At 54.7% G+C, this 23,341-nt stretch carries 26 protein-coding genes and 1 pseudogene; 9 read left to right on the forward strand and 18 right to left on the reverse strand.

Annotated elements, in window-relative coordinates:
• Nucleotides 1–208: 208 nt before the first annotated feature.
• The 3 genes from AC2A1E_RS00155 to AC2A1E_RS00165 all read right to left on the reverse strand — a co-directional run bounded on the left by AC2A1E_RS00155 (nt 209) and on the right by AC2A1E_RS00165 (nt 2,311).
• On the reverse strand, nt 209–430 hold the full coding sequence (locus AC2A1E_RS00155) for an HP1242/YdcH family protein (RefSeq protein WP_076941391.1): 222 nt from the start codon (nt 428–430) through the stop codon (nt 209–211).
• Nucleotides 431–761: 331 nt separating this feature from the next.
• Nucleotides 762–1,682 (reverse strand): pyridoxamine 5'-phosphate oxidase family protein, encoded by a 921-nt coding sequence (locus tag AC2A1E_RS00160; protein WP_484382025.1) that lies wholly within the window; start codon nt 1,680–1,682, stop codon nt 762–764.
• Entirely contained in the window at nt 1,679–2,311 is a 633-nt protein-coding gene (locus AC2A1E_RS00165) for a glutathione S-transferase family protein (RefSeq protein WP_484382026.1), read from the reverse strand. Before AC2A1E_RS00165 ends, AC2A1E_RS00160 begins: the two co-directional genes overlap by 4 nt.
• 99 nt (nt 2,312–2,410) lie before the next feature.
• Between AC2A1E_RS00165 and AC2A1E_RS00170 the strand changes: the two genes are divergently transcribed.
• The 5 genes from AC2A1E_RS00170 (at nt 2,411) to AC2A1E_RS00190 (ending at nt 7,401) form a co-directional block, all read left to right on the forward strand.
• Complete coding sequence (locus tag AC2A1E_RS00170; protein WP_484382027.1) at nt 2,411–3,316, forward strand: LysR family transcriptional regulator; 906 nt, start codon at nt 2,411–2,413, stop codon at nt 3,314–3,316.
• Between the two features lie 190 nt (nt 3,317–3,506).
• Complete coding sequence (locus tag AC2A1E_RS00175; protein ID WP_484382028.1) at nt 3,507–4,322, forward strand: alpha/beta hydrolase; 816 nt, start codon at nt 3,507–3,509, stop codon at nt 4,320–4,322.
• Nucleotides 4,306–4,677, forward strand: a complete 372-nt coding sequence (locus tag AC2A1E_RS00180; RefSeq protein ID WP_484382029.1) for a RidA family protein — start codon at nt 4,306–4,308, stop codon at nt 4,675–4,677. The genes AC2A1E_RS00175 and AC2A1E_RS00180 overlap by 17 nt, the downstream gene beginning before the upstream one ends.
• Before the next feature lie 108 nt (nt 4,678–4,785).
• Nucleotides 4,786–5,982 (forward strand): amino acid aminotransferase, encoded by a 1,197-nt coding sequence (locus AC2A1E_RS00185; protein WP_484382030.1) that lies wholly within the window; start codon nt 4,786–4,788, stop codon nt 5,980–5,982.
• 15 nt (nt 5,983–5,997) lie between these two features.
• Nucleotides 5,998–7,401 (forward strand): amino acid permease, encoded by a 1,404-nt coding sequence (locus AC2A1E_RS00190; RefSeq protein ID WP_484382031.1) that lies wholly within the window; start codon nt 5,998–6,000, stop codon nt 7,399–7,401.
• A 42-nt stretch (nt 7,402–7,443) separates the two neighbouring features.
• Here AC2A1E_RS00190 and paaY read toward each other — a convergent pair whose 3' ends face one another.
• Both paaY and paaX read right to left on the reverse strand, forming a co-directional pair.
• Nucleotides 7,444–8,040 carry a phenylacetic acid degradation protein PaaY gene (gene paaY / locus AC2A1E_RS00195; protein WP_484382032.1) on the reverse strand — a complete coding sequence of 199 codons (597 nt, stop codon included), beginning with the start codon at nt 8,038–8,040 and terminating at the stop codon, nt 7,444–7,446.
• Nucleotides 8,041–8,052: 12 nt separating this feature from the next.
• A complete protein-coding gene (gene paaX / locus AC2A1E_RS00200; RefSeq protein ID WP_484382033.1) occupies nt 8,053–8,994 on the reverse strand; it encodes a phenylacetic acid degradation operon negative regulatory protein PaaX in 942 nt (313 codons plus the stop codon).
• A gap of 159 nt (nt 8,995–9,153) precedes the next feature.
• Here paaX and AC2A1E_RS00205 point away from each other — a divergent pair, with 159 nt between their 5' ends.
• The gene (locus AC2A1E_RS00205) at nt 9,154–9,753 is read left to right on the forward strand and encodes an ATP-dependent Clp protease proteolytic subunit (RefSeq protein WP_484382228.1); all 600 of its coding nucleotides are present in this window, start codon (nt 9,154–9,156) and stop codon (nt 9,751–9,753) included.
• Between the two features lie 69 nt (nt 9,754–9,822).
• On the opposite strand, the gene paaK is transcribed toward AC2A1E_RS00205, so the two are convergent.
• From paaK to paaA, 11 genes and pseudogenes are all read right to left on the reverse strand, one after another.
• Nucleotides 9,823–11,130, reverse strand: coding sequence for a phenylacetate--CoA ligase PaaK (paaK, locus tag AC2A1E_RS00210; RefSeq protein WP_484382034.1), 1,308 nt, complete (start codon nt 11,128–11,130; stop codon nt 9,823–9,825).
• Nucleotides 11,131–11,147: 17 nt separating this feature from the next.
• Nucleotides 11,148–11,258 (reverse strand): annotated as a pseudogene (locus AC2A1E_RS00215) (hypothetical protein); the annotation flags it as partial.
• An 18-nt stretch (nt 11,259–11,276) separates the two neighbouring features.
• Nucleotides 11,277–11,717, reverse strand: a complete 441-nt coding sequence (gene paaI / locus AC2A1E_RS00220; RefSeq protein ID WP_484382035.1) for a hydroxyphenylacetyl-CoA thioesterase PaaI — start codon at nt 11,715–11,717, stop codon at nt 11,277–11,279.
• Complete coding sequence (locus AC2A1E_RS00225; RefSeq protein ID WP_484382036.1) at nt 11,717–13,234, reverse strand: 3-hydroxyacyl-CoA dehydrogenase; 1,518 nt, start codon at nt 13,232–13,234, stop codon at nt 11,717–11,719. The genes paaI and AC2A1E_RS00225 overlap by 1 nt, the downstream gene beginning before the upstream one ends.
• Nucleotides 13,235–13,236: 2 nt before the next feature.
• Nucleotides 13,237–14,028, reverse strand: coding sequence for a 2-(1,2-epoxy-1,2-dihydrophenyl)acetyl-CoA isomerase PaaG (paaG, locus tag AC2A1E_RS00230; protein ID WP_484382037.1), 792 nt, complete (start codon nt 14,026–14,028; stop codon nt 13,237–13,239).
• Between the two features lie 3 nt (nt 14,029–14,031).
• Entirely contained in the window at nt 14,032–14,805 is a 774-nt protein-coding gene (gene paaF, locus AC2A1E_RS00235) for a 2,3-dehydroadipyl-CoA hydratase PaaF (RefSeq protein WP_484382038.1), read from the reverse strand.
• 8 nt (nt 14,806–14,813) lie between these two features.
• The gene (gene paaE / locus AC2A1E_RS00240; protein WP_484382039.1) at nt 14,814–15,872 is read right to left on the reverse strand and encodes a 1,2-phenylacetyl-CoA epoxidase subunit PaaE; all 1,059 of its coding nucleotides are present in this window, start codon (nt 15,870–15,872) and stop codon (nt 14,814–14,816) included.
• Between the two features lie 8 nt (nt 15,873–15,880).
• Nucleotides 15,881–16,378: a 1,2-phenylacetyl-CoA epoxidase subunit PaaD gene (paaD, locus tag AC2A1E_RS00245; RefSeq protein WP_484382040.1), complete on the reverse strand. Its 498-nt coding sequence runs from the start codon at nt 16,376–16,378 to the stop codon at nt 15,881–15,883.
• 8 nt (nt 16,379–16,386) lie between these two features.
• Nucleotides 16,387–17,148 carry a 1,2-phenylacetyl-CoA epoxidase subunit PaaC gene (paaC, locus tag AC2A1E_RS00250; RefSeq protein ID WP_484382041.1) on the reverse strand — a complete coding sequence of 254 codons (762 nt, stop codon included), beginning with the start codon at nt 17,146–17,148 and terminating at the stop codon, nt 16,387–16,389.
• A 9-nt stretch (nt 17,149–17,157) separates the two neighbouring features.
• Nucleotides 17,158–17,445: a 1,2-phenylacetyl-CoA epoxidase subunit PaaB gene (gene paaB / locus AC2A1E_RS00255; RefSeq protein ID WP_076941368.1), complete on the reverse strand. Its 288-nt coding sequence runs from the start codon at nt 17,443–17,445 to the stop codon at nt 17,158–17,160.
• A gap of 14 nt (nt 17,446–17,459) precedes the next feature.
• Entirely contained in the window at nt 17,460–18,398 is a 939-nt protein-coding gene (gene paaA, locus AC2A1E_RS00260; protein ID WP_484382042.1) for a 1,2-phenylacetyl-CoA epoxidase subunit PaaA, read from the reverse strand.
• A gap of 318 nt (nt 18,399–18,716) precedes the next feature.
• Here paaA and paaZ point away from each other — a divergent pair, with 318 nt between their 5' ends.
• On the forward strand, nt 18,717–20,783 hold the full coding sequence (paaZ, locus tag AC2A1E_RS00265) for a phenylacetic acid degradation bifunctional protein PaaZ (protein WP_484382043.1): 2,067 nt from the start codon (nt 18,717–18,719) through the stop codon (nt 20,781–20,783).
• Nucleotides 20,784–21,323: 540 nt separating this feature from the next.
• Nucleotides 21,324–21,572 carry a GlsB/YeaQ/YmgE family stress response membrane protein gene (locus tag AC2A1E_RS00270; RefSeq protein WP_484382044.1) on the forward strand — a complete coding sequence of 83 codons (249 nt, stop codon included), beginning with the start codon at nt 21,324–21,326 and terminating at the stop codon, nt 21,570–21,572.
• 81 nt (nt 21,573–21,653) lie between these two features.
• Here the strand turns inward: AC2A1E_RS00270 and AC2A1E_RS00275 are convergent, their stop codons facing one another.
• Nucleotides 21,654–22,661, reverse strand: a complete 1,008-nt coding sequence (locus AC2A1E_RS00275; RefSeq protein ID WP_484382045.1) for an NAD(P)H-quinone oxidoreductase — start codon at nt 22,659–22,661, stop codon at nt 21,654–21,656.
• Between the two features lie 148 nt (nt 22,662–22,809).
• A complete protein-coding gene (locus AC2A1E_RS00280; protein WP_459399014.1) occupies nt 22,810–23,019 on the reverse strand; it encodes a hypothetical protein in 210 nt (69 codons plus the stop codon).
• A gap of 82 nt (nt 23,020–23,101) precedes the next feature.
• Here AC2A1E_RS00280 and AC2A1E_RS00285 point away from each other — a divergent pair, with 82 nt between their 5' ends.
• On the forward strand, nt 23,102–23,236 hold the full coding sequence (locus tag AC2A1E_RS00285; RefSeq protein WP_484382046.1) for a hypothetical protein: 135 nt from the start codon (nt 23,102–23,104) through the stop codon (nt 23,234–23,236).
• Nucleotides 23,237–23,341 lie beyond the last annotated feature (105 nt).

The raw sequence follows: 23,341 nt of genomic DNA on the forward strand, positions 1-23,341 counted from the left end.
AGATACGGGAGCTCCCCACCATTATTCAATCACTTACAATCAAGTTTGTCTGTGACCAACGTCCCGAAGAAAGCAGCCCAAAGCCTGAGCATACAAGACAAGTGCTGATACTGACTCTGCTTGACGATTCCGAGTGAGCGTAACAGTCGCGGTGAATGGGTGGCAAGAGGTATGGAGATCCCCGCAGCAGAGCGGGGATCGGCATGCGTTACTTCGTTGTATTCTCTGCTTTCAGAATTTTATGAATCTCATCCTTGATATGCAGTTTTTCCTTTTTCAGTCGGACGACTTCATCACAGTATCCAGTGCCAGAAGGCCCTTCTAATCTGGAGATTTCATGGTCAAGCTGATTGTGTTTTTCAAACAACGACTGGAAGCGGGGATGGCTTGATTTGAGTTGCGATATTAATTCACGGTATTCAGGAAACATACTCAAGCTCCTTTGAGTAGAACTGTACACTGGAGGTTTCTCCGCTTTTACCTTAACGCACTCCAGATTTTTTTGGAATGGCACTACTGAGCAAAAGGCTATTGTATGATTTTTATGCCAAGAGCCAAGGCTCTTGGCGCATGGCCTGGTTGCCGTATCAAGGAGTGATATTTACTATTAATTATCATTGGGTTATTGATGTGTTATCGATCTCATCCGCAGAGCATATTACTTTTCAAAGCGGAAATCCCCGCTAAAAATTAGCAGTAAACTCTGTAATGTGGCTTATTTTTAAACCAATATAGTGAAATAAATCTATTTTTAGTTTTTCTCAAAACTGAGTTCTTTGCCAGATTCCCGTACCTAACGTTGCTGGGGAAAACTCGACATGTTTACCCTGCCAGGCGAAGGCTTGCTGAAATCGCCACGCACGGGCCACATCAAAACGCCAGTAACGCTCGGCCCCTTCTACACCTATCTTCCCCGGCTGCCATAGGATCTGGGTTTCTCCTTGCAGGTGCAAAATATCCCCCTGTTCGAAGTCGATAAACAGCAGTGCTGCACGCGGTTGTACCAGCAAATTTCCCAGCGTATTCATATAACGATTGCCACGAAAATCCGGTATCCACAGGGTTTCACCATCAAGATGGATAAATCCCGGTTTGCCACCGCGGTGCGAAATATCCGCTCCACCTTGTGGTGAATCGTTCTGTGCATAGCTGGCAACAAAACAGGTATCAGCCTGCTGGATCATTTTGCGCGCCTGATGATCCAATTCGCTGAGGATATTCATCGGCGACGGGCCAGGTGGCACCGGGAACAGTTCACGCCGCTGAATGTACTGCGGGCAGTTACCAAAGCTTTGATGCACTTCAATTTCAACGCGATTTTTGTCCATACGGCTGATGATACCGTTAACGCGGTTACGCCGTCGGTTACTGAAATCGAGCCCCAATGCCCCTACGGGATGGCCCACTTGCAGCGCGGCTTGCGCCGGGTCATCTAACCGGCGCGGTGAGATAATACGCAGATGTGTATCATCAGGCGTTCGCAGGAACCCGGCAAAGCCGCTGAACACGGTTGCAACTGGCCAATGGTGTTCATCCAGCGTGGCAACAAACAGATAAGGCAATTGAGCAAAAAATTCACGATGCTGAGTGGGCATTGCCGAGTAAATGCTGCCACTGACAGCGTCAAAACCCGCCAGCGCCTGTGCCCGTAATTCACCAGCGTGAAAGAGAGATTGCGTCATTTGCTTGGCCTGCTAGCCGGTTCTGGCAAAGGTAATGCCGGCATTGGGAAGAACTTTGGTAACCCGGCAATCTGTCGTATCCAGCGTTGGATCGCGGGGTAAGGTTGCAGAGAGATGCCGCCTTCCGGCGCTACCGCCACATAGCTGTAACAAGCCAGATCGGCGATGGTGGGTTGATGGGTGGCCAAAAACTTGCTGTGGGTAAGGTGCTGTTCCAACTGTGGCAAAAAGCGTTCGCTAATGGTGAGTGCGCTCTGGTAATCCTCTGCGACAGAGAACTGTTTCACCATTCGGCAGGATGCGGGGCCGTAACGCACTTCTCCCGCGGCTTTGGCAAGCCAGAGTTGCACCTGAGCTGCCGCCCAAGGCTCCTCCGGCAACCAGTGGCTGCCGGGCGCATAACGCTTTACCAGATAAACCAATATGGCGTTACTGTCGGTCAGCACTTTATCGCCATCAAGCAATACCGGGATCTGGCCAAAAGGATTGAGGCGGAGAAAAGCATCGCTAGAGCGGATCTCTGCGGGAGCCTGACAATATTCGTAAGGAAGATCGAGCATACGCAGCAACAGTTCTACACGGTGGCAATGGCCAGATATGGGTAGGCCGTACAACTTCAGTTCTTGCATGATATCTCTCCTGTTTGATGTACAACCAGAATACTCTTGCGCTACCTGAAGAGAATCCGGGAAGATGGAAATTGATAATTTCACATATTGGAATAATTCATGGACCGTTTGGATGAGTTGGCAATCTTTGTGGCCGTGATCCAGCACGGCAGTTTGGCCGGAGCGGCTCACAAGTTGCACCGTTCCGCACCGGCGATCACCAGGGCGATTGCTTCATTGGAGCAGCGCTTTGGGGCGCGATTGGTGGAGCGTACGACTCGGCGGTTGGCACCGACCGAGGCGGGGTTAAGGCTGGTGGAGCGTGCTCGCATATTGTTGCAGGATTATCAGGATGCGCTGATCGGTACCGCAGAAGCTCAGTTGAGCGGTTTGCTACGTATCACCGCTCCGGTGCAGTTCGGGCGTAAGCATGTTGCGCCGGTTGTGATGGCGTTTCTTGATCGTTACCCGCAGATCCAGATCGAGATGCAGCTTAACGACCGTAATCTGGACTTGGTGGATGAAGGGTTGGATGTGGCGGTGCGCATTGGTTATTTACAAGACTCCAGCAAAGTTGCGCGCAAGTTGGGTGAAGTAACGCGTGTGACGGTGGCGAGTCCGGCGTATTTGGCACAACGTGGAGAACCCCAGGTGCCTGCGGAGTTGGCGGATCATGACACTATCGTGGGCACCTTGCACACTTCACTGCGTGAATGGCGTTTTGGGCTACGGGAAAACAGTGAACGAGTGCGGCTGACGCCACGGCTACTGTTAAACGAAGTCGAAACACAGTTATTGGCGGTGCGGGCAGGTAAGGGAATTGCCCGGCTATTGTCTTATCAGGTAGCGGACGATCTGGCGGCCGGCACGCTGGTGCGGTTACTGGCGGCATACGAACCGACACCGATGCCGGTACAATTGGTGGCGAATAACGTGCAATGGATGCCGTTGAAGGTTCGTACCTTTTGGGATTATGCCTACCAGCACCTCAGTCAATTAACGCAACTTCAACCACAGCATTTTTAATCAGAGTTTATTTTCTTGTTTCATGGATGAAACGAAAAATAATGGTAATAAGTTTCACTGGTAAAACTTATTGCCGGAAATTTTAATTTTATATCGGCGATCACGCATTGCTGTTGCACCCGCCTTGACAATAATTTTTCTGATTGCTAATAGTTAACGCACATCTTAAATAATAAACACAGTTTAATATATGAAACTTCTCGTAGGGGATTACGATAATGGTGCGGTGGTGGATGATGAAAATGCGATTCTGACGTCTTTTCAATCCCGCAGTCAGCAGGTTTATCAACAGGTACGCGGTGAGCGTAATATCCCCTATGGCAATACATCGCGGGAGGTTTTTGATTGGCTATATTCCGCCGAGGAACATAAAGGCGTCGTCATATTCCTGCATGGCGGTTATTGGCAGTTTTGTAATAAAGACGATTTTGCTTTTATTGCCGAGGCACCATTGTCATTAGGTTTTGATGTTGTGTTGGTGGAATATACGCTGGCACCGGTGGCTACTCTGGATGATATTTGTCAGCAAATTGGTATCGCGTTGGATGCTATTGAGGCACGTGAAAAACAGCGTGGTAATAAGCCGATTTATCTCTGCGGCCATTCTGCCGGGGGGCATTTAGCTGCATATTGGCAACATCACCCAAGCATTCAGGCAGTTTTCCCCATTAGCGGTATTTTTGAACTTGAACCCTTGTTGAACACTTACGTTAACCAGCAATTACAACTGACCGCACAGCAAGTTGCAGCCCTGAGCCCGGCGCGCAATATTCCTCAGCAGCTCACGCCGATGGTGCTGTTCTACGGAGCCGCAGAGTTACCAGAGCTGATTGGCCAGTCACTTTATTATTACGCGGCACTGAAAGAAAAAGGGCTGCCGGTCAGCCGCCATGCGGTGGCAGGAGCCAACCACTTTAACGTTCTGGATGCGCTTTTTGCTGCCGGTGGAGCTCTGAGCCGCCAATTGCTTAAGCAAGGAGAAACACCCGATGCGCAAAATTATTGATACTGGCCTGCCTGAGATTGGGCAGCCCTTTTCCTGGGCGACCAAAGGGGGCGGGATGCTATTTACCGCCCACGGCCCGGTGAATGCAGATGGCACCATTGAAACCGGTAGCCCGGAAAAGCAGATCGCTCTGACGTTTGATAATCTGGCCCAAACGCTGCGGGCAGCCAATAGCCACAGTGATAATGTATTACAGGTTATTGTTTATCTTACCGATGTTAATGACGTTAAGTTACTCGACCAGATATATAAAAATTACTTTAATTATCCGTACCCCAATCGTTCAACCGTCATTGTTGAAAAACTGGTTGTTCCTGGCATGAAAATAGAAATAACGGTGAGTGCAATCGCTTAATCGTTTTCCCCCTGCATTTTTCAAGCAGTCTTGTTTGAAACTCGTTGGGTATATCACAAAAATAATATTCACCTGCAAATTCATTTAAAAGTGAATTAAGGACATCGTATGTTTAATTATATTAAACCTTCTGCACCCGATCCTATTATGTCGCTGATGGAAGCGTATATGCAGGATCCACATCCGCAAAAAGTGAATCTGGGTATCGGGCTGTATTACGACCATCAGGGCAATATTCCCTTAATGCGTGCGGTGCATATTGCCGAACAGCGTTTGCTGGAACAACAGCGCCCGCATACCTATCCACCAATCGAGGGTTCGGCGTTGTTCGCCCGCCAGGTTCAAGCGTTGCTGTTTGGCGAGTCGACTCTTCCATCTTCTCGCCATATCGCGACGGTACAAACCGTCGGGGGCTCGGGCGCGTTAAGACTGGGGGCAGATTTTCTTTGCCACTACCTGTCACAGCGCGAAATCTGGGTTTCTGATCCGACCTGGGCCAACCATTGGGCCATCTTTGAAGGCGCGGGCCTCAAGGTGAATACCTACCCGTACTTTGATGATGTCAGCGGCGAGCTGCGTTTTGACGCGATGCTCGACACGCTTTCCGCCTTGCCGCAAGGCTCAATCGTGCTGTTACATCCTTGCTGCCATAACCCGACCGGCACCGATCTCAGCCAGGCGCAATGGCGAGCCGTGATTGATGTGTTGCAACAGCGCCGCCTGCTGCCGTTCTTTGATATCGCCTATCAGGGGTTTGGCGACGGGCTGGATGAAGACTGCTTCGCGCTGCGCGAGACGCTGAAAACCGATCTGGATTTCCTGGTCAGCAACTCTTTCTCCAAGAACGTGGCGCTGTATGGGGAACGGCTGGGCGGGCTTTCGGTGTGCTGTGGTTCGGCGCAAACGGCAGCGAACGTGAAAGGCGCATTGAAGACGCTGATCCGCCGCAGTTACTCCTGCCCGCCAACGCACGGCAGCCAGATTGTGGAAACCTTATTGGCCGACGATCACCTGCGCCAACTGTGGGTGAGCGAACTGGCGAGCATGCGCCAGCGTATCAAGCAGATGCGTGTCAGCCTGGCTGCCGGGTTGGAGCAGGGCGGCACCACATTGGATTATCGCCGCATCCGCGATCAAAAAGGCATGTTCAGCTACACCGGCCTGAATGAGCAGCAACTCAGTCAGTTACGGCATCAATATTCCATTTATCTGGTTGCGCCCGGCAGGATGTGTTTGCCCGGTTTGAATCAGCACAACGTGGATTATGTGACCGCCGCCATCCTGGACGTTACCCTTCCGGCGTGAAAGAGGTGAGCAATCATGAAAGATTCAAAACGTTTTGACGAGATCGCTCAGCGGCAAGGGGGGCTGAAAAAGCAACTTACCGCCGGGCAAATGTCGATGTTGGCCATCGGTGGGGCAATCGGTACCGGCCTGTTTCTGGGCAGTGCTTACGCGATCCAGATGGCCGGGCCGAGCGTATTGCTGAGTTATTTCATTGGTGGCGTAATTGCGTTGCTGCTGATGGGCTGCCTGGCCGAGATGACTTCTGAGCACCCAACGCCGGGTTCCTTTGGTGATTACGCCGAGTTTTATCTCAGCCCGCTGTTTGGCTTTCTGGTACGTTATTCCTATTGGTCTTGCGTGGTATTGGCGGTGGGCACCGAGGTGACCGCCATCGGGATGTACATGCAGTTCTGGTTCCCCGGTACGCCGATCTGGCCGTGGGTGCTGCTGTTCTCTGCTGCGGTCATTATCATCAACATAGTGGGGGTTAAATCGTTCGGACAGGTGGAATATGCGCTTTCTACCATCAAGGTAGTGGCCATTTCAGCGTTTATCGCTATCGGTATCGGCATTTTGGTGTTCTCCTCCAACCCAACCTTCGGCATCCGTAATTTTACCGCCAACGGCGGCTTCTTCCCGTTTGGGGTGAAAGGCATGTGGTTTGCGGTGATCGTATCGATATTCAGCTATCTGAGTATTGAGATGATCGCGGTGGCCGCCGGGGAGGCCAAAAACCCGGTAGTTGCGGTCAAGAAAGCCTTTAAAGGCACCATCCTCAGGCTGTTTATTTTTTACATGTTGTCGATCGCCCTGATGCTGGCGATTGTGCCGTGGCGTGAGTCTGGCACCGGGGAAAGCCCGTTCCTGGTGGCGATGAATGTGATCCACTTACCCGCCGCAGCCGGGATCTTTAACTTTATCGTGCTGGTTGCCGCGTTGTCGGCGATGAACAGCCAACTGTATATCACTACGCGGATGATGTTCTCACTGTCGCGTGCCGGGCAGGCACCTGCGGGGCTGGGCAAGATCAGCCAACGCGGGATCCCGGTGAATGCGCTGGCGATATCCTGCGTCGGTATCGTGGTTTCCATCGTGTTGAGTATTGTCTACCCGGAAAAATCTTTTGCGGTGATGATGTCGATCTCGGTATACGGCGCGTGTTTTACCTGGCTGATGATTTTTGTCACTCATCTGTTTTTCCGCCGCCAGCATAAGGACACGGTGCTGAAGTTCCGCATGTGGGGTTACCCCTATTTCACCCTGTTGGGGGCGATTCTGATGGCTGCGTTGATGATCACTACGCTGTTTACTGATTTCTTCAGAATGACGCTGTTGTTTGGTGTTCCCTTCACCTTGCTGCTGGTGGCGGTCTATTTCTACAGCCGCCAAGCGCAGGCCGCCGTTGCGGCCAAGGTGCCGACGCCGGGCATGGAGTAAGCCAACGCCGAGCCGGAGGCCGAAGGGCCTTCGGCTTGGTGGTTACAACTGGCTCTTAGGGATGATCGCTTCGCCGAAGCTCAGGCGCTGGCGGCCAGGTTCTTCGGCGCTGAGCGGTTCCACTTCTTTCAGGCTGTTTTTACAGCGTTCTACCAGTTCCTGATACTGCCTGGTACCAACGCGTTTCCACGCTAACTCCTGTTCGGTCAGATCGCGGATAACCCGTGCCGGGCTGCCGATCACCAGTTTATTGGCGGCGATCTGCGCAGCCGCTTTCACAAAGGCTCCTGCGCCAACGATGGTGTTTTCACCGATATCGGCACCGTCCATAATCACCGCATTCATGCCGATCATCGCGTTGCGGCGCACTCGGCAGCCGTGCAGGATGGCGCTGTGGCCGATATGTCCGTCCTGCTCAACCACCGTGTCCTGCTGCGGGAAACCGTGCATCACGCAGTTGTCCTGCACGTTGGCACCGTCTTCTACCACCAGGCGACCAAAGTCGCCGCGCAGGCTGGCATTTGGGCCGATATAGACGTTTTTACCGATAATCACGTCGCCAATCAGCACCGCCGTGGGGTGAACAAAGCTGCTGGGGTCTACCACCGGCGTCAGGCCGTCAATCTGATACACGGGCATAGTATTAATTCCTCAAAATGTAGCGCGATCGCGCGGTAGACCACCAAAGCGCCGGTAATATCCAGCACCTGGGGCAGGTAGGGCACCGATGGTGGTTTCTGCCAACGCGTTGACATATTCCGTCGCCGCGCGATCCACCCGCTGATAGAGGTTGATGCACAGATTGCGTGCAATCTGCCCTTCCCACTGGGCGGGCAACAGGGCATCGGGCAGTAGGGGATCTTTCAGCACCACGCGGCGGAAAAAGTGAATTAATAATAGCTTGATCTGGAAACAGCGCTTAGGCGTCAGCACGCTGTCGTCAGCCTCGCGCAGCAGCGTCATTAACGGGCGGAAAGAAACGATAAACTCATGGTAATAACCCGCCACTTCGCTCAGCGACCAGCAGTTAGCCACCATCTGCCGTAGCGTTTGTTCAGAACGGTTATAGGGATAATCGGCGCGGAAATAGATCATCTGCTCGCTGGCATTAAGTTCCCCTAACAGCGCCGCCACGTCGGTCTGTGCATGAGTCGGGGCGGCCATCAGGTTGTTGGCGATCTGGCCAAAACCCAGCCAACCCAGCTCTTTTTTCAGCCGCGCACGCTCGGTTTTTTCAGCGTTTTCCAACAGCAGCAGGTCCCATTTACCATCCCAAGCCGGTTGCTCGCTGAGGTAGATTTTAGATTCAGCATGGCGGAATTGGCGCATACCCTGATCGGTGACGCGGTAATAGCTGCGGCGGCCAATTTTTTCTACGTCCAACCAGCCTTCTTTTTGTAGGCGGAATACCGAGGTGCGCACAAAGCGGTCGCCGAACCCCAGCGCTTCAAGCAGCGCACTCAGGCTACCGAGCCAGATCTCACCACCGCGATGGCTCAATGCATCGCCGTATAATGAAATGATCAACGAAGTGCCACTGATGGGCTGTGCGTCTAAAGCATGGCGGATAAACTCATCCAGTTTATGTTCCATATTTTCCCATAGGTTAGCCTTTACTGAGACACAACCTTAACATAAACGGTGAGAGGGTAAATATGCGGGATAGCGCATGGTGATGTTGTCGATTTTATGGCGACGATTTCTGCTATGGTTACCTTCGCCATGTTCGCCCAAATCTGGTGTGGATGAGACATAAAACAATCGAGGTATGAGATGGAAGAAAAAACGGAAGTCAGTTCTCCTCAGCGCGATGCCTTTTTGGATGAGAAAGCCTTCAAATCACGCACTGTCCTGCTGTTTGGGCAAATTAACGATACGGTAGCGCACAACGTCGTCAAGCAATTGGTGGCACTGTCCGACGAATCTTCTGCGCCGATCAATTTCCTGATTTGTTCGCCCGGCGGCCATGTGGAGTCGGGTGATGTGATCCATGATGTCATCCGCTTTATTGGTGCTCCGGTGAATATGATCGGCAGCGGTTGGGTGGGGAGTGCTGCGGTTAACGTGTTCCTGTCGGTACCCAAGGAGCGTCGCTTCTGCCTGACCAACACCCGTTTTCTGATCCATCAGCCTAGCGGTGGCATTGGCGGGCAGGCTACCGATGTGGCGATTCAGGCAAGAGAGATTATCCGCATACGGGAAAGAATTGCGGCCTTAATCGCCAAGGAAACCGGGCAGAAACTGGAAAAAGTTTTGAGCGACATTGACCGTGATTTCTGGATGCCAGTGGCAGAAGCCATCGAGTATGGCTTGGTATCAAAAGTGATTGTGAGCGACAAAGAGATAATCTAAAGCCTGTCGGGAAATGGGCTATCTCTTGATTAGGAGATAGCCCCAAGAGCGGGATCTGCGGGAGGAAACCTAACGCGGCCGCAGATCGATCACCCGCTGGGCCTTGCCTTCAGAACGCGGAATATCACCGCAGTTGGCAATGCTGACGTCGGTGCTGACGCCGACAATCGATTTAATATGGTGGCGCAGTTGGTGGCAGATATCGCAACGCTGCTGGTGGCTGAGCGTGAGCGCCGACTCTTTCAATTCCACCCGCACCGCCAGCGTATCCAAATGCCCGGCGCGGCTCACCTGCAACTGGTAATGTGGTGACAGGTGTTCAAACTGCATAATCTGTTCTTCCACCTGCGATGGGAACACGTTCACACCGCGAATGATCAGCATATCGTCGGAACGGCCGGTGATCTTGCCCATGCGGCGCATATTGCGGGCGTCCCCGGGCAACAAGCGGGTGAGATCTCGTGTGCGATAGCGGATCACCGGTAGCGCTTCTTTGGTCAGCGTGGTGAAAACCAGTTCGCCGTGTTCGCCATCCGGCAGCGCAATACCATTGTCCGGGTTAATGATCTCCGGCAGGAAATGGTCTTCCCAGATGGTGGGGCCTCCGCCGCTTTCTGCGCACTCCATTGCCACGCCCGGCCCCATCACTTCGGAGAGGCCGTAAATATCCAGCGCTTTAATCCCCATGCGTGACTCGATCTCATGGCGTAAGGCTTCAGTCCAGGGCTCGGCCCCGAACACGCCCAGGCGTAGCGAACAGTTGCGTGCGTCGCCGCCCATTTTGCGCTCCAGTTCATCGATCAGCGTCAGGCAATAAGAAGGAGTGACCATGATCACGTCAGGTTTGAAATCCAGGATTAACTGCACCTGCTTTTCCGTTTGACCGCCGGACATCGGGATCACCGTTGCCCCTAGCCGTTCCGCGCCATAGTGCGCTCCCAGCCCGCCGGTGAACAGGCCGTAGCCGTAAGCGACGTGGATTTTATCTTTGGCGGTGGCTCCGGCAGAACGCAGGCAACGGGCAACGATATCCGCCCAGTTGTCGATATCGCGCTGGGTATAGCCCACCACCGTGGGTCGGCCGGTAGTGCCGGAAGAGGCATGAATACGCACCACCTGTTCCATTGGCACAGCGAAGGTATCGAACGGATAGTTATCGCGCAGATCCTGCTTGGTAGTGTAGGGAAACAGCGCTAGATCGCTCAGTTGTTTGAGATCGTTAGGGTGAACACCGGCCTGATCGAACTTGCGCCGATACATCGGCACGTTGTTGTAAGCATGGTGTAGGGTCCATTGCAGGCGTTCCAGTTGTAATGTTTCTATTTCGTCGCGGGAAGCAAATTCAATCGCGTCGAGTGGCCGTGGATTTGTGGTCATCTTTTTAGCCTCAGAAATTAGACACGTTCAATAATCATGGCGATGCCTTGGTCAGCGCCGATGCACATCGTGCACAGGGCGTAGCGATCGGTTCGCCGTTCCAGTTCAAACGACGCGGCCAGCGCCATCGCAGATAAAGGCCAGATTCATGGTTGGTCTCCTAAAATACTGTGGCCCAAGCGATGGGCGCGGCCACGGAACCAGGCGACGGTTTTCCCCAGTTGGTTGACGATTTCGACGTCATATAAACCGGTGGTTTTACCCTGATGGCGCACTTCTGCACTGGCGGTGAGGCGATCACCAGCCAGTGCCGGGCGGATAAAATCGATGGTGCAACCGGATGCCACCGCTGCCAGCCCTTGGCTGTTGCAGGCATAGGCAAACGCGGTATCCGCCAGGCTGAAAAGCTGGCCGCCGTGGCAGGTCTGATGGCCGTTGAGCATCTGTGGGCCGACGATCATGCTGACTTTGGCGAAACCGGCATCCACGGCGTCCACTTGCATACCCATCGCCTGTGCGCAGGTATCTTGCTTAAACATCTGTTCAGCGCAGCGTTGGGCCAGCGCGCGGGGAGTATTGGCATTCATCAGCATTCGGCTCCTGAATAATTTGCAGCATAGCGGCGCAACAGCGGCATGGGGCGATAACGTGGCTCGGCGTAATAGCGTTGCAGGTTTTCCAGCGTGGCGAGGATGTGCGGCCAGCCGAGCTTTTCGCCCCAGGCCAGTGGCCCCTGTGGATAGTTAACGCCAAAGCGCAGGGCGTTGTCGGTGTCGGCAGCGCTGGCGACGCCTTTATTCACCACGTCGAGCGCCTCATTGCTTAGCATGGCAACGGTGCGCATCACCAGCAGGCCTGGGTAGTCTGGCAAGTGGATCACCTGCTTACCCAGCGATTGCAGCAGGCGGATCACTTTGGCGGTTTGCGGCGCGCTGTTCTGCACCGCGCTGCTGATAGCGATGACCGGGGCGTGCTGATAGTTGACGGACAGGTCGAACAACACCACGGGCGCTCCGATTTCTGCGGCGATTTGGCTGGCTGCCTTGCCGTTAGTTAACATAAATGTAACATCATCGATGCGCGCTGTCGGGCTGGTCTGGCCAGGATGTTTGATCGCAGCCGCATTTCCGGCTAATAACTGGGCAAACTCGGCCATGGCTGACCAGTCGCCGTGCAGCGTAATCGATTGTGGCAATTCCCCCGTTTCAACTGCGGCAAAGGTAGGCTGCGGTGCTGCATGATCGCCGCCATAGCGATAAAAACCGCGCCCGCTTTTGCGGCCTAAATGCCCGGCCGCTACCCGTTCCTGCTGCATCAGCGAAGGGGTAAAGCGCCCGTCCTGATAGAACGCGTGGTAGATCGATTCGGTGACGGCGTAGTTAACGTCTTGGCCAATTAAATCCGTCAGTTGCAGTGGCCCCATGGCAAAGCCCCCGGCGTCACGCAACACTGCATCTAGCGTCGCCGGATCGGCAACCTGTTCTTCCAGCGCCCGCAGGGTTTCACCATAGAATGGCCGGGCGACGCGGTTGACGATAAAGCCCGGCGTGGAGCGGCAATGGACGCTGTGTTTGCCCCAGAGCTGCGCCAAAGTTTGCAGCGTGGCTAAGGTGGTTGGGCTGGTTTCCAGCCCGCTGACGATCTCCACCAGCTTCATCAGCGGTGCTGGGTTGAAGAAGTGCAACCCGGCCATACGCTCTGGGTGTTGTAACGCGCTGGCGATGGCGGTGATAGACAGCGATGAGGTGTTGCTGGCAAACAGCGCAGTAGGAGAACACACTGCTTCCAGATCGCGGAACAGGCTCTGTTTGATTGCCAATTTTTCCGCCACCGCTTCTATCACCAAACCGCTGTCTGCCAGTTCGTTCAATGAGTTGGCCAACTGGATATTGCCCAGTAAAGCCTCTGTGCTGTGAGCATCGGTTTTGCCCGCCTCAACCCGTTGGCGTAACCGCTGCCCGAGCAGCTCAAGTGCGCGAGCGGCAGCGGGCAGGGCGATATCAAACAGCTTGACCTGATGCCCTGCCGCTGCGGCCACCTGGGCAATGCCGATCCCCATGGTGCCGGCACCGATCACCGCCACTGAAATTCCCGTGATATTCATGGTTATTTTCCGCTGAAATTCGGTGGGCGTTTGGCGAAGAAGGCGCTGACGCCTTCGCGATAGTCGGCGCTGCGGCCCCCCAGGCGCTGCAAATCACGCTCTAAATCCAACTGCTGGTCGAGCGTGTTGCTGGCCGAGCTGTAGAGTGCTTTCTTGATCAACCCCAAGCCGTAAGTGGGCTGTGTTGCCAGCTGTTTGGCCATGCTCTGGGTGTGTTCGGCCAGTTCTGCGGCGGGCACCATCTGCCAGATCATGCCCCAGGCCAACGCCTGTTGTGCGCTGATTTTGTCGCCCAACATCGCCATGCCCATAGCTCGCGCGTGCCCAGCCAAACGCGGTAGGAACCAACTGCCGCCGGAATCCGGTACCAGCCCCAGTTTGCAAAAGGACTGGATAAAGCTGGCATTGTCGGCCGCCACCACGATATCGCAGGCCAGCGCCAATGCCGCACCCGCTCCGGCCGCCACGCCATTGACCGCACACACCACCGGTTTCGGTAGCGCGGTCAGGCGGCGGATCAGCGGGTTGTAAAAACGCTCCACCGACAGGCCAAGATCCGGCGCGGCCTGTTCCACGCTAACGTTGCGATCGTTCAAATCTTGCCCGGCGCAGAAGCCGCGCCCGGCACCGGTGATCAGCACGCAGCGCACGCTGTCGTCACGTTCGGCCAGGGTTAGTGCTTCACTGAGCTGGTGGTGCATCTCATCGTTAAAACTGTTGAGCCGATCCGGTCGGTTCAGGGTGATGGTCAGCACCCCGTCTGCGATATGGCTGAGAATTAATGCGTTTTCCATAAATCAGCGCCCTTTGTAATGCGGTGTGCGTTTTTCGAAGAAGGCAGCAATACCTTCACGGCGATCGTCGGTGGCGGCCAGCGTGACAAACTGCTGGCGCTCCATCTGCAAGCCCTGGCTAAGGCCGATTTCCTGCGCCTGCTTCAGTGCCTGTTTCGCGGCACGCAGGGCCAGCGGTGCCTGTTGGCTGATGCGTTGGGCGATCTGCTGGGTGCGTTCCAACGTCAGTGCATCGACGCAGACTTCGCTCACCAGCCCGGCCTGTTGCGCACTGCGAGCGTCGATCGCCTCGCCGGTCAGCACCATTTGATAGGCGCGGGATTTACCCACGCAGCGGATCAGCCGTTGCGTGCCGCCCGCACCGGGGATCAGACCAAGGGTGATTTCCGGCAGGCCGAAACGGGCGCTTTCGCCGCAGATCACGATGTCGCAGGCCAGCGCCAGTTCACACCCGGCACCGAGCGCATAGCCGTTCACTGCCGCCAGCAGCGGTTTACTGAATTGCGCTAAACGCTGCCATAACACAGGACGGCGATCGAGCTGGGCGGCGGCGGCGTCCTGCTGTTGCAGTTCACGCAGGTCGGCACCGGCAGCAAAGAAGCGCGCGGCACCGGTGATCACCACGGCACCCACTTCCGCGTCGGCATCGGCCTGTTCCAGCAGGTAAACCAGCTGTTCCAGACAAGGTGTGCTCAAGGCATTGCGGGCCTCGGGGCGATGCAGCCGCAGCGTTACCACGCGCTGGTGCTGCTCACGTAAAATCCAAGGGGTTTCCATGGCAGCTCCTAAACGTCAAAGTCCAGCACCACGCCTTCGCCGCGTGGCCAGGACTGGCAACTCAAGACGTAGCCTGCCGCCAACTGATCCGGCTCCAGGCTGTAGTTGATCGCCATATCCACGGCACCGGCTTTCAGTTTGCATTTGCAGGTGGCGCAGACGCCGCCCTTGCAGGCGTAGGGCAGATCGGCCCCTTGGCGCAGTGCGGCATCAAGAATGCTGTCATCTTCGGTGCCGACTTCGATCTTCAGGCGGCGACCATCAAGCTGGATCTCCACCTGGGTGGCATTGCGATTGCCGCTGTTGGCCGGGCGGGCAACGATGCCACTGGTGTTGAAGCGTTCGCTATGAATGCGTTCGGCAGGCATACCGGCCAGTTCCAGCACCGTATGTGCCTCGTCCATCATCATTTCTGGGCCACAGATAAAGGCATGGTCGAAATCGTTGAAATCCAGCAGCGTTTTACCGATGGCGGTCAGGTGTTCGCGATCGATACGGCCGCTCAGCAGTGGGCTGTCGAGGCTTTCCTGGCTGAACAGGTACAAAGGCTGAAAGCGTTGCGGATAGCGGTTTTTCAGATCTGCCAGCGCTTCTTTGAACATCACCGAGCGGCTGGTGCGGTTGCCGTAGATCAGCGTGAAATGGCTGCGCGGTTCCTGTTGCAGCGTGGCTTTGATGATCGACAGCATCGGGGTAATGCCTGAACCGGCGGCGATCGCCAGATAGTGACCCTGGGTTTGGGGCTGTGGCTGATAACCGAAACGGCCTTGTGGCACCATCACGTCCAGTTCGTCGCCTACTTGCAGCGTTTGGTTGATAAAAGAAGAGAAACGCCCCTGATGAATGGCTTTCACCCCAATCTGCAATAGGCCTTCCTGCGGGGCGCTACAGATGGAATAGCAGCGGCGCAGCTCTTCGCCGTTAACCTTGGCTTTCAGCGTCAGGTGTTGACCGGGTTTATAGCAATAGTGAGACTTTAATTCGTCCGGCACGCGCAGCGTGATGGCCACGGCATCCGGCGTTTCGCGTTCGATGGCTGCGACATTCAGGCGATGAAAGACCGTCATGGTTGCTCCTAAATACATTTGAAGTAGTCGAACGGTTCCCGGCATGTGCAGCAGCGATACAGCGCTTTGCAGGCGGTGGAGCCGAACTCACTGATTTTTTCTGTCGAACCGCTACCACAGCGCGGGCATTGCACCGGGCCGTAAACCAGCGGTTTTTCACAGCTTTGCCCCTGTGGCGGTGCAACGCCGTATTCCCGCAGCCGCAGGCGCGCATCGGCATTCATCCAGTCGGTGGTCCAGGCCGGGCTGAGGCTGATATCCACCTGTACCGGGCTGAAACCGGCGGCGGTCAGCGTCTGTTCAATAGCATTGAGCAAAAATTCGGTAGCCGGGCAGCCGGAATAGGTGGGAGTAAAGGTGATGCGCCAACCTTTACCGTCACGTTCTACATTGCGCACCATACCGAGATCGGTAATCGACAGCACCGGCAGCTCGGGATCGCTAATCTGCTGCAAGCAATGCCAAATCTGCGGAATTTCTGCGGGCTGTAGCCGGGTGATATGCATATTTGCCTCTACCAGTGACAGTTCGGGTAAGCGCGTTGCAGGAACTGCATTTCTGCCAGCATCAGACCGAGATGCTCGCTGTGTTGCCCCTGCTTGCCGCCGTGGCGAAAGGCGTGCTCGCTGGGCAGCGCCAGCGTGGCCTGCTGCAAGGTGCTGTTGACTATCTCTTGCCACGGTGCCTGCAACTGGCGCGGATCGACGGCAATGCCCAACTCGGCCAGTTCAAGCTCAATCTCATCGGCGTGAAACAGCTCGGCGGTGAAGCGCCACAGATCGTTTAACGACTGTTGGATTTTCTGATGGCTGATTTCATTACCATCGCCCAAGCGGATCATCCAGCCACGGCTGAAGCGCAGGTGGTAGTCGGCTTCTTTCAATGATTTGGCGGCGATGGCGGCCAGTTGGCTATCTTTGCTGTGGCTTAATTCACGGTGTAATAGCACGTGGTAGGCGTCCAACAGGAACTGGCGCACCAGGGTGTCATTGAAACCGCCGTTGGGTTGCTCGGCCAGCAGCAGGTTACGGAATTCGCGCTCGTCACGGCCAAACGCCAGGCGATCTTCACTGTAGCCTGGCCCGGCCAATTCTGCCGCATAGCTCAAAAAGTTGCGCGCCTGCCCCAACAGATCCAGGCCGATATTGGCCAGCGCCAGATCGATTTCCAACTCTGGCGCATGGCCACACCAGCCGCACAGGCGTTGAGCCAGGATCAGCGGTGTGTCGCCCTGGCGCAGGACATAGGTAATTTTGGCATCGGTCATCGTTTTCATTGCCTGCCTCTACATGTTCTTGATGCCGTCGGGGATGGTGTAAAACGTCGGATGACGGTAAATCTTGTCGTCGGACGGATCGAAGAACGCCTCGCGATCTTCCGGCTGTGAGGCCACTAAGTGGCAGGACTGCACCACCCAGATCGAGCAGCCTTCATTGCGGCGGGTGTAGGCATCACGGGCGTTTTCCAACGCCATCTGATCGTCTGCGGCATGCAGGCTGCCTACGTGCCGATGCGCCAAACCCTGTTTGCTGCGGATAAACACTTCGTACAGCGGCCATTCAGCGTGAGTCATTTCTCTCTCCTCGGTTAAGCAGCGTTTGCCGCACGTTTAACGGCATGGGCCATCGCGCCATCCCGTACCCAACTGCCTTCATCCCAGGCACGGCGTTTGGCCTGTAAGCGTTCGTGGTTACACTGCCCGCGGCCTTTGATGACGTCGTACAGTTCGTTCCAGTCGATCTCGCCGCAGCGGTAATGGCCCGTGGCTTCGTCCCAGGCGAGATCGGGATCTGGCGCAGTCATCCCCAGAGCCTCTAATTGCGGCACGGTGTTATCGATAAATTTCTGCCGCAGCTCGTCGTTGCTGTGGCGTTTGATCTTCCAGGCCATGCTCTGCGTACTGTGGGGGGAGTCGGCATCGCTCGGGCCAAACATCATCAGCACCGGCCACCAGAAGCGGTTGATGGCATCTTGCAGCATGGCTTTTTGTTCAGCGCTGCCTTGTGCCATCGCCATCACGGCTTCGTAGCCTTGGCGCTGGTGGAAACTCTCTTCTTTGCAGATTTTCACCATCGCTCTGGCATAGGGGCCGTAAGACGCGCGGCACAGAGCGACCTGGTTGACGATGGCAGCCCCGTCGACCAGCCAGCCAATCACGCCAATGTCTGCCCAGTTCAGCGTCGGGTAGTTAAAGATGGAGGAGTATTTCATCTGCCCAGCGAGCATTTTTTGGTAGATATCCTGGCGCGAGCAGCCGAGGGTTTCGGCCGCGCTGTACAGGTAAAGGCCATGCCCGGCCTCATCCTGCACCTTCGCCAATAAAACCGCTTTGCGGCGCAGAGTGGGCGCGCGGGTCAGCCAGTTGGCTTCCGGCAGCATACCGACCACCTCGGAATGGGCGTGCTGGCCGATTTGCCGGATCAGGTTCTGGCGATAGGCATCTGGCATCCAGTCTTTGGCTTCAATGGAGGTATCTGCGGCAATCTTGTCGTCAAAATGCTGTTGGTGTTGTGCTTCGATTATCATGCTTGCCTCTTGGTGATTCGTATTTTTCAACTTAATAATAAAAATGTGAATCATTTACCATAACCATGAAGTTACAAGTTGATAACAATAAGATCAAATGGCATAGGTATGTTTTTGCGATGCTCATCACAGGGGTTTTTATTAATATGTTGTTTTTAAATAATATTTAAATTCAGTTGTTACGGCATTTTGACGTGAAAGGGACGGTTTCGCTTGGTGGTGTTTAATTTTTGTTAAATTTTAACTTGGCGAAGAGTGAAAAATATGTGATACGTAATTAAGCTTTATGGTGTCTATTTATGAATTTTGGAGGAGCCAATGCAGCAGCTATACAGTTATCTCTCTGGCGAGTGGGTGTACGGCCAGGGAAAACCCCGCGAGATCCACCATGCTGTTACCGGTGAACCGCTGTATCAGGTGTGCTCCGACGGGCTGCCGTTGGCGGCCAGCCTGGATTATGCGCGGTTGAAGGGGGGCAAGGCGCTGGCACAAATGACTTTCCAGCAGCGTGCGCAGATGATGAAGGCGGTAGCCAAGCACCTGCTAGCGCACAAAGAGGCGCTGTATGACATTTCCTATCAGACCGGTGCCACGCGTAACGATAGTTGGGTCGATATTGAAGGGGGGATCGCGACGCTGTTCTCCTATGCGGGATTGGCCGGGCGAGAATTACCGGATGACACATTGTGGCCGGAAGATGAACTGATCCCACTTTCCAAACAGGCGCAGTTTGCCGCGCGGCACGTGCTGACCTCGCGCCCCGGCGTAGCGCTGCATATCAATGCGTTTAACTTCCCCTGCTGGGGAATGCTGGAAAAATTGGCCCCTACTTGGCTGGCAGGCATGCCAGCGATCATCAAACCCGCCACCGCGACGGCGCAGCTGACCCAGGCGATAGTGAAGCTGATTATCGACAGCGGGCTAGTACCAGAAGGTGCGTTACAGCTGATTTGCGGCGGCGTTGGCAATATGTTCGATCATCTCGATTACCAGGATGCGGTGACTTTTACCGGTTCGGCACAAACCGGGCAAAAGCTGCGTTCTCACCCGCGCTTGCTGGAAAAATCCATCGCATTCACCATGGAGGCCGACTCGCTCAACTGCTGTGTGCTGGGGGAGGATGTCACGCCAGATATGCCGGAGTTTGCGCTGTTTATCAAAGAAGTTTGCCGCGAGATGACCAGCAAAGCCGGGCAGAAGTGTACGGCTATCCGGCGCATTATCGTTCCCGCAGCGCGTATCGCTGAGGTGCAACAGGCGCTATTGCAGCGTTTGGCGGGCGTGCAGATTGGCGATCCGCAACTGGAGCAGGTGCGCATGGGGGCGCTGGTCAACCAGGAGCAGCGTGACGATGTGCAGCAAAAGGTGGCCTTCCTGCTGCAAAACGGCTGTGAGGCTTTGTGTGGTGCGGCGTTAGATAAGCTGGCGATCGCCGGTGAGCGTGCGCAGGAAGGGGCGTTTTACCCGATCACATTGCTGTATTGCGCCGATCCCTTTAGTCATCAGGCGGTGCATGGCACCGAGGCGTTTGGCCCGGTGGCGACGCTGATGCCTTATCAGAGTACTCAGCAGGCTATTGAATTGGCGCTATTGGGGCAAGGCAGCCTGGCCGGTTCCCTGATTACCGCCGATGAAGCGCTAGCGACGCGCGTTATCCGCGCCACGGCATGCGCCCATGGCCGCATGCTGGTGCTGGATCGCCATGCTGCTGCCGAATCTACCGGCCATGGTTCACCGCTGCCGCTGTTGGTACACGGTGGCCCAGGGCGGGCCGGCGGTGGCGAGGAGTTAGGCGGTTTACGCGCGGTAAAACACTATATGCAACGCACGGCGATCCAGGGCAGCCCAGCGATGCTGGCAGCGATTGGTCGTGAATGGGTGCGCGGTGCCAAGGTGGTTGAAGAACAGGTGCATCCGTTCCGTAAATACTTCGAACAGTTGCAGATTGGCGAAAGTCTGCTGACCGCGCGCCGTACTATTACCGAGGCTGACATCGTCAATTTTGCCTGCCTGAGTGGCGATCACTTCTATGCGCATATGGATAAGATCGGTGCGGCGGAATCGTTGTTTGGCGAGCGGGTAGCGCATGGCTATTTTGTGGTATCGGCGGCGGCTGGGTTGTTTGTCGATCCCGGCGTCGGGCCAGTCATTGCCAACTACGGCATGGAAAACCTGCGTTTTATCGAACCGGTGAAAATAGGTGACACCATTCAGGTGCGGTTAACCTGCAAGAAGAAAATCCGTAAACCACAAAAAACTATGGAAGACCGCCCGCATGGCGTGGTGGTGTGGGATGTGCAGGTGTTCAATCAGCATCAACAGGCGGTGGCGCTATACAGCATTTTGACACTGGTGGCGCGGCAGGAAGGGGATTTCCCGGTCTGAACTAATGCACGGCCCTTTCTGGGGCCGTTGCATGTTCCCGGCAGGTTTATCATGACATACCGTGAAAAATCAGAGGCGTAAAAAAGCTCGGCGAAAGTTCACCGGGAACAAAGGTTACATCTGAATATGGTCACATAAACAGCAATGTGGCTGAACCATCCCACACTGCGGCCAGTGCATAGACCAAAACCAGAAACAGCATGAAAGATGTGTTGCTCATGGCGCGATCCTCATCATGGAGTTTGTTGCGCATAGACCAAGTATAGTTTGTTATAGCAGATAAAAATGACAGCAAAATGACATTAGCACGAATTTCGTACAACTAAAATCTGTTGCTGGTGAATGGGTGAACGGCTGATTTTTTACTATAGTAATAACATGCAGATACGAATTATTGCAGATAGCCCCCGCTTTATAGGCCGCTTGGAGGTGGTATTTACCGGGGAACAGAGTGAAAGATAACCATGGGGTGGTGTCGGTGCTGCTGTTGGCTTGGTCGTTGGTTTTCTTTTAGTCAGAAAATAAATCGGGAGAGTAAAAATGGGCATCATTTCCTGGATCATTTTTGGTTTAATCGCCGGTGTTCTGGCTAAGTGGATTATGCCAGGCAAAGATGGCGGCGGTTTTATCATGACCGTCATCCTGGGGATTGTAGGTGCGGTTGTCGGCGGCTATATCAGTACCTTCTTCGGTATGGGCCAAGTCGATGGCTTCAACCTGGGCAGCTTTGTTGTTGCGGTAGTCGGTGCTTTGGTGGTGCTGGTTATCTACAGAAAAGTCAGAAGCTGATCGGAGCTCGCTTAACAGTTAACAGGGTCGCTATGGCGGCCCTGTTCTTTTTTTCACAGACGGAAAATTGCGGAGCGCCCGTTAGTGCGTTAAGACAATCTTGCCAATATGGGCGCTGGATTCCATCAGCGTATGGGCCTGCGCTGCCTGTTCCAGTGGGAATGTCTTGAAGATCTGCGGTTTCAGCGTGCCGCGTTCCAATAGCGGCCACACTTTCAGCTCCAACTCTGCGGCGATCTGCGCTTTGTCTTCCACGCTGCGCGCCCGCAGCGTAGAGCCGGTGTGGGTGAGGCGCTTGAGTAGCAATGGCATCAGGTTCAGCTCTTTGGCCACGCCGTGCTGTGTCCCGATCTGCACGATACGGCCATCCATGGCGGCAACCTGATAATTTTTTGCCACGTAGTCACCGGCGATCAGATCGACAATCACATCCGCGCCTTTACCATTGGTGGCACGTTTGGTCTGTTCGACAAAATCTTCGCTGTGGTAGTTAATGGCCACGTCGGCCCCCAGCGCCAGGCTAGCCAGGCGTTTCTCTTCTGAGCCCACGGTGGTAATAACGCGGGCGCAGAACGCTTTCGCCAGCATGGTGGCTACTGTGCCGATACCGGAAGTTCCACCATGAATCAGTACCGTTTCCCCGGCTTGCAGATGGCCGCGCTGAAATACGTTCACCCAAACGGTGAAGAAGGTTTCTGGAATGGCGGCGGCCTCGACCATGCTGAAGCCTTTCGGTACAGGCAACGCGTTGCTTTCATGTACCGGGCAATATTGCGCGTAGCCGCCACCGGCGATTAGCGCACAAACCCGATCGCCTGGTGCATAGCGTTGCACGCCAACGCCCACCGCAACCACTTCTCCTGCGATCTCCAACCCCGGAATATCCGAAGCCCCCGGTGGTGGCGCATACTGCCCACGGCGCTGCATGACATCTGGGCGGTTAACCCCGGAAGCGGCAACCTTTACCAGTATTTCGCCCGGCGCCAGCGCAGGGATGGGGCGTTCTGCGAGTTTCAGTACCTCGGGCTCACCAGGCTGGCTGATTTCGATAACTTTCATGATATTAGGGAGTTGTGCATTGGCTGACATACTGTTTTCCTTAGCGGGTAAATCGGGAACATGTCCGATTCAGTGAGACACCTGCGGTTCATCTTATAGAAATAACAGCGTTGTCATTAAGGAAATGGGGCGGTGTGGCAGAAAGAAGAACAGAGCCGCCGCAAGGGACGGCATGGCATTAATCGTTCGGCGGAATGCGAAAACCTTTCAATGAGACGATAAAGTGTTCTTTCCCTTTGGAGATTTTAGCGCCTTTATCACACCACAAGCTGGCGAGTTGGAAGAAATCGTCACTGTCGATGTCATAGGCCAGCTCGATTTTTTTTGCGGTTCCTGAACGGATCAGCGTTTCTGCTTCCTGATGATTTACAGCTTTAACCATGGTCATAAGCGAAATCCTTGGTATTAACCGAGAGCGGGTAATCGCTGATTATCTTATGGGGGTATTGTGACGTTTTTGTGATGAAAGAATGACAGAGAGCCAAACTGTAGACTGGCGCACGTTGGGGAAAGAACGTGCTTCATGCTATGGTGAGCGGCGCTACGCTAAAATTGAAGTGATTATGCAGTATGTCATTGAGCTCAATACCGATAACGCCAGCTAGATAATGCTGATAATTTCGTCTGAAAGTGTTGAATACTGTGCGTTTGATCTCGTTTCTGCCCTCCTTAGGCAAAAAGAGTTGCTATTCAACGCCGGGCATGAGTTA

The organism is Serratia sp. HNCC26DJ206, from assembly GCF_057180605.1.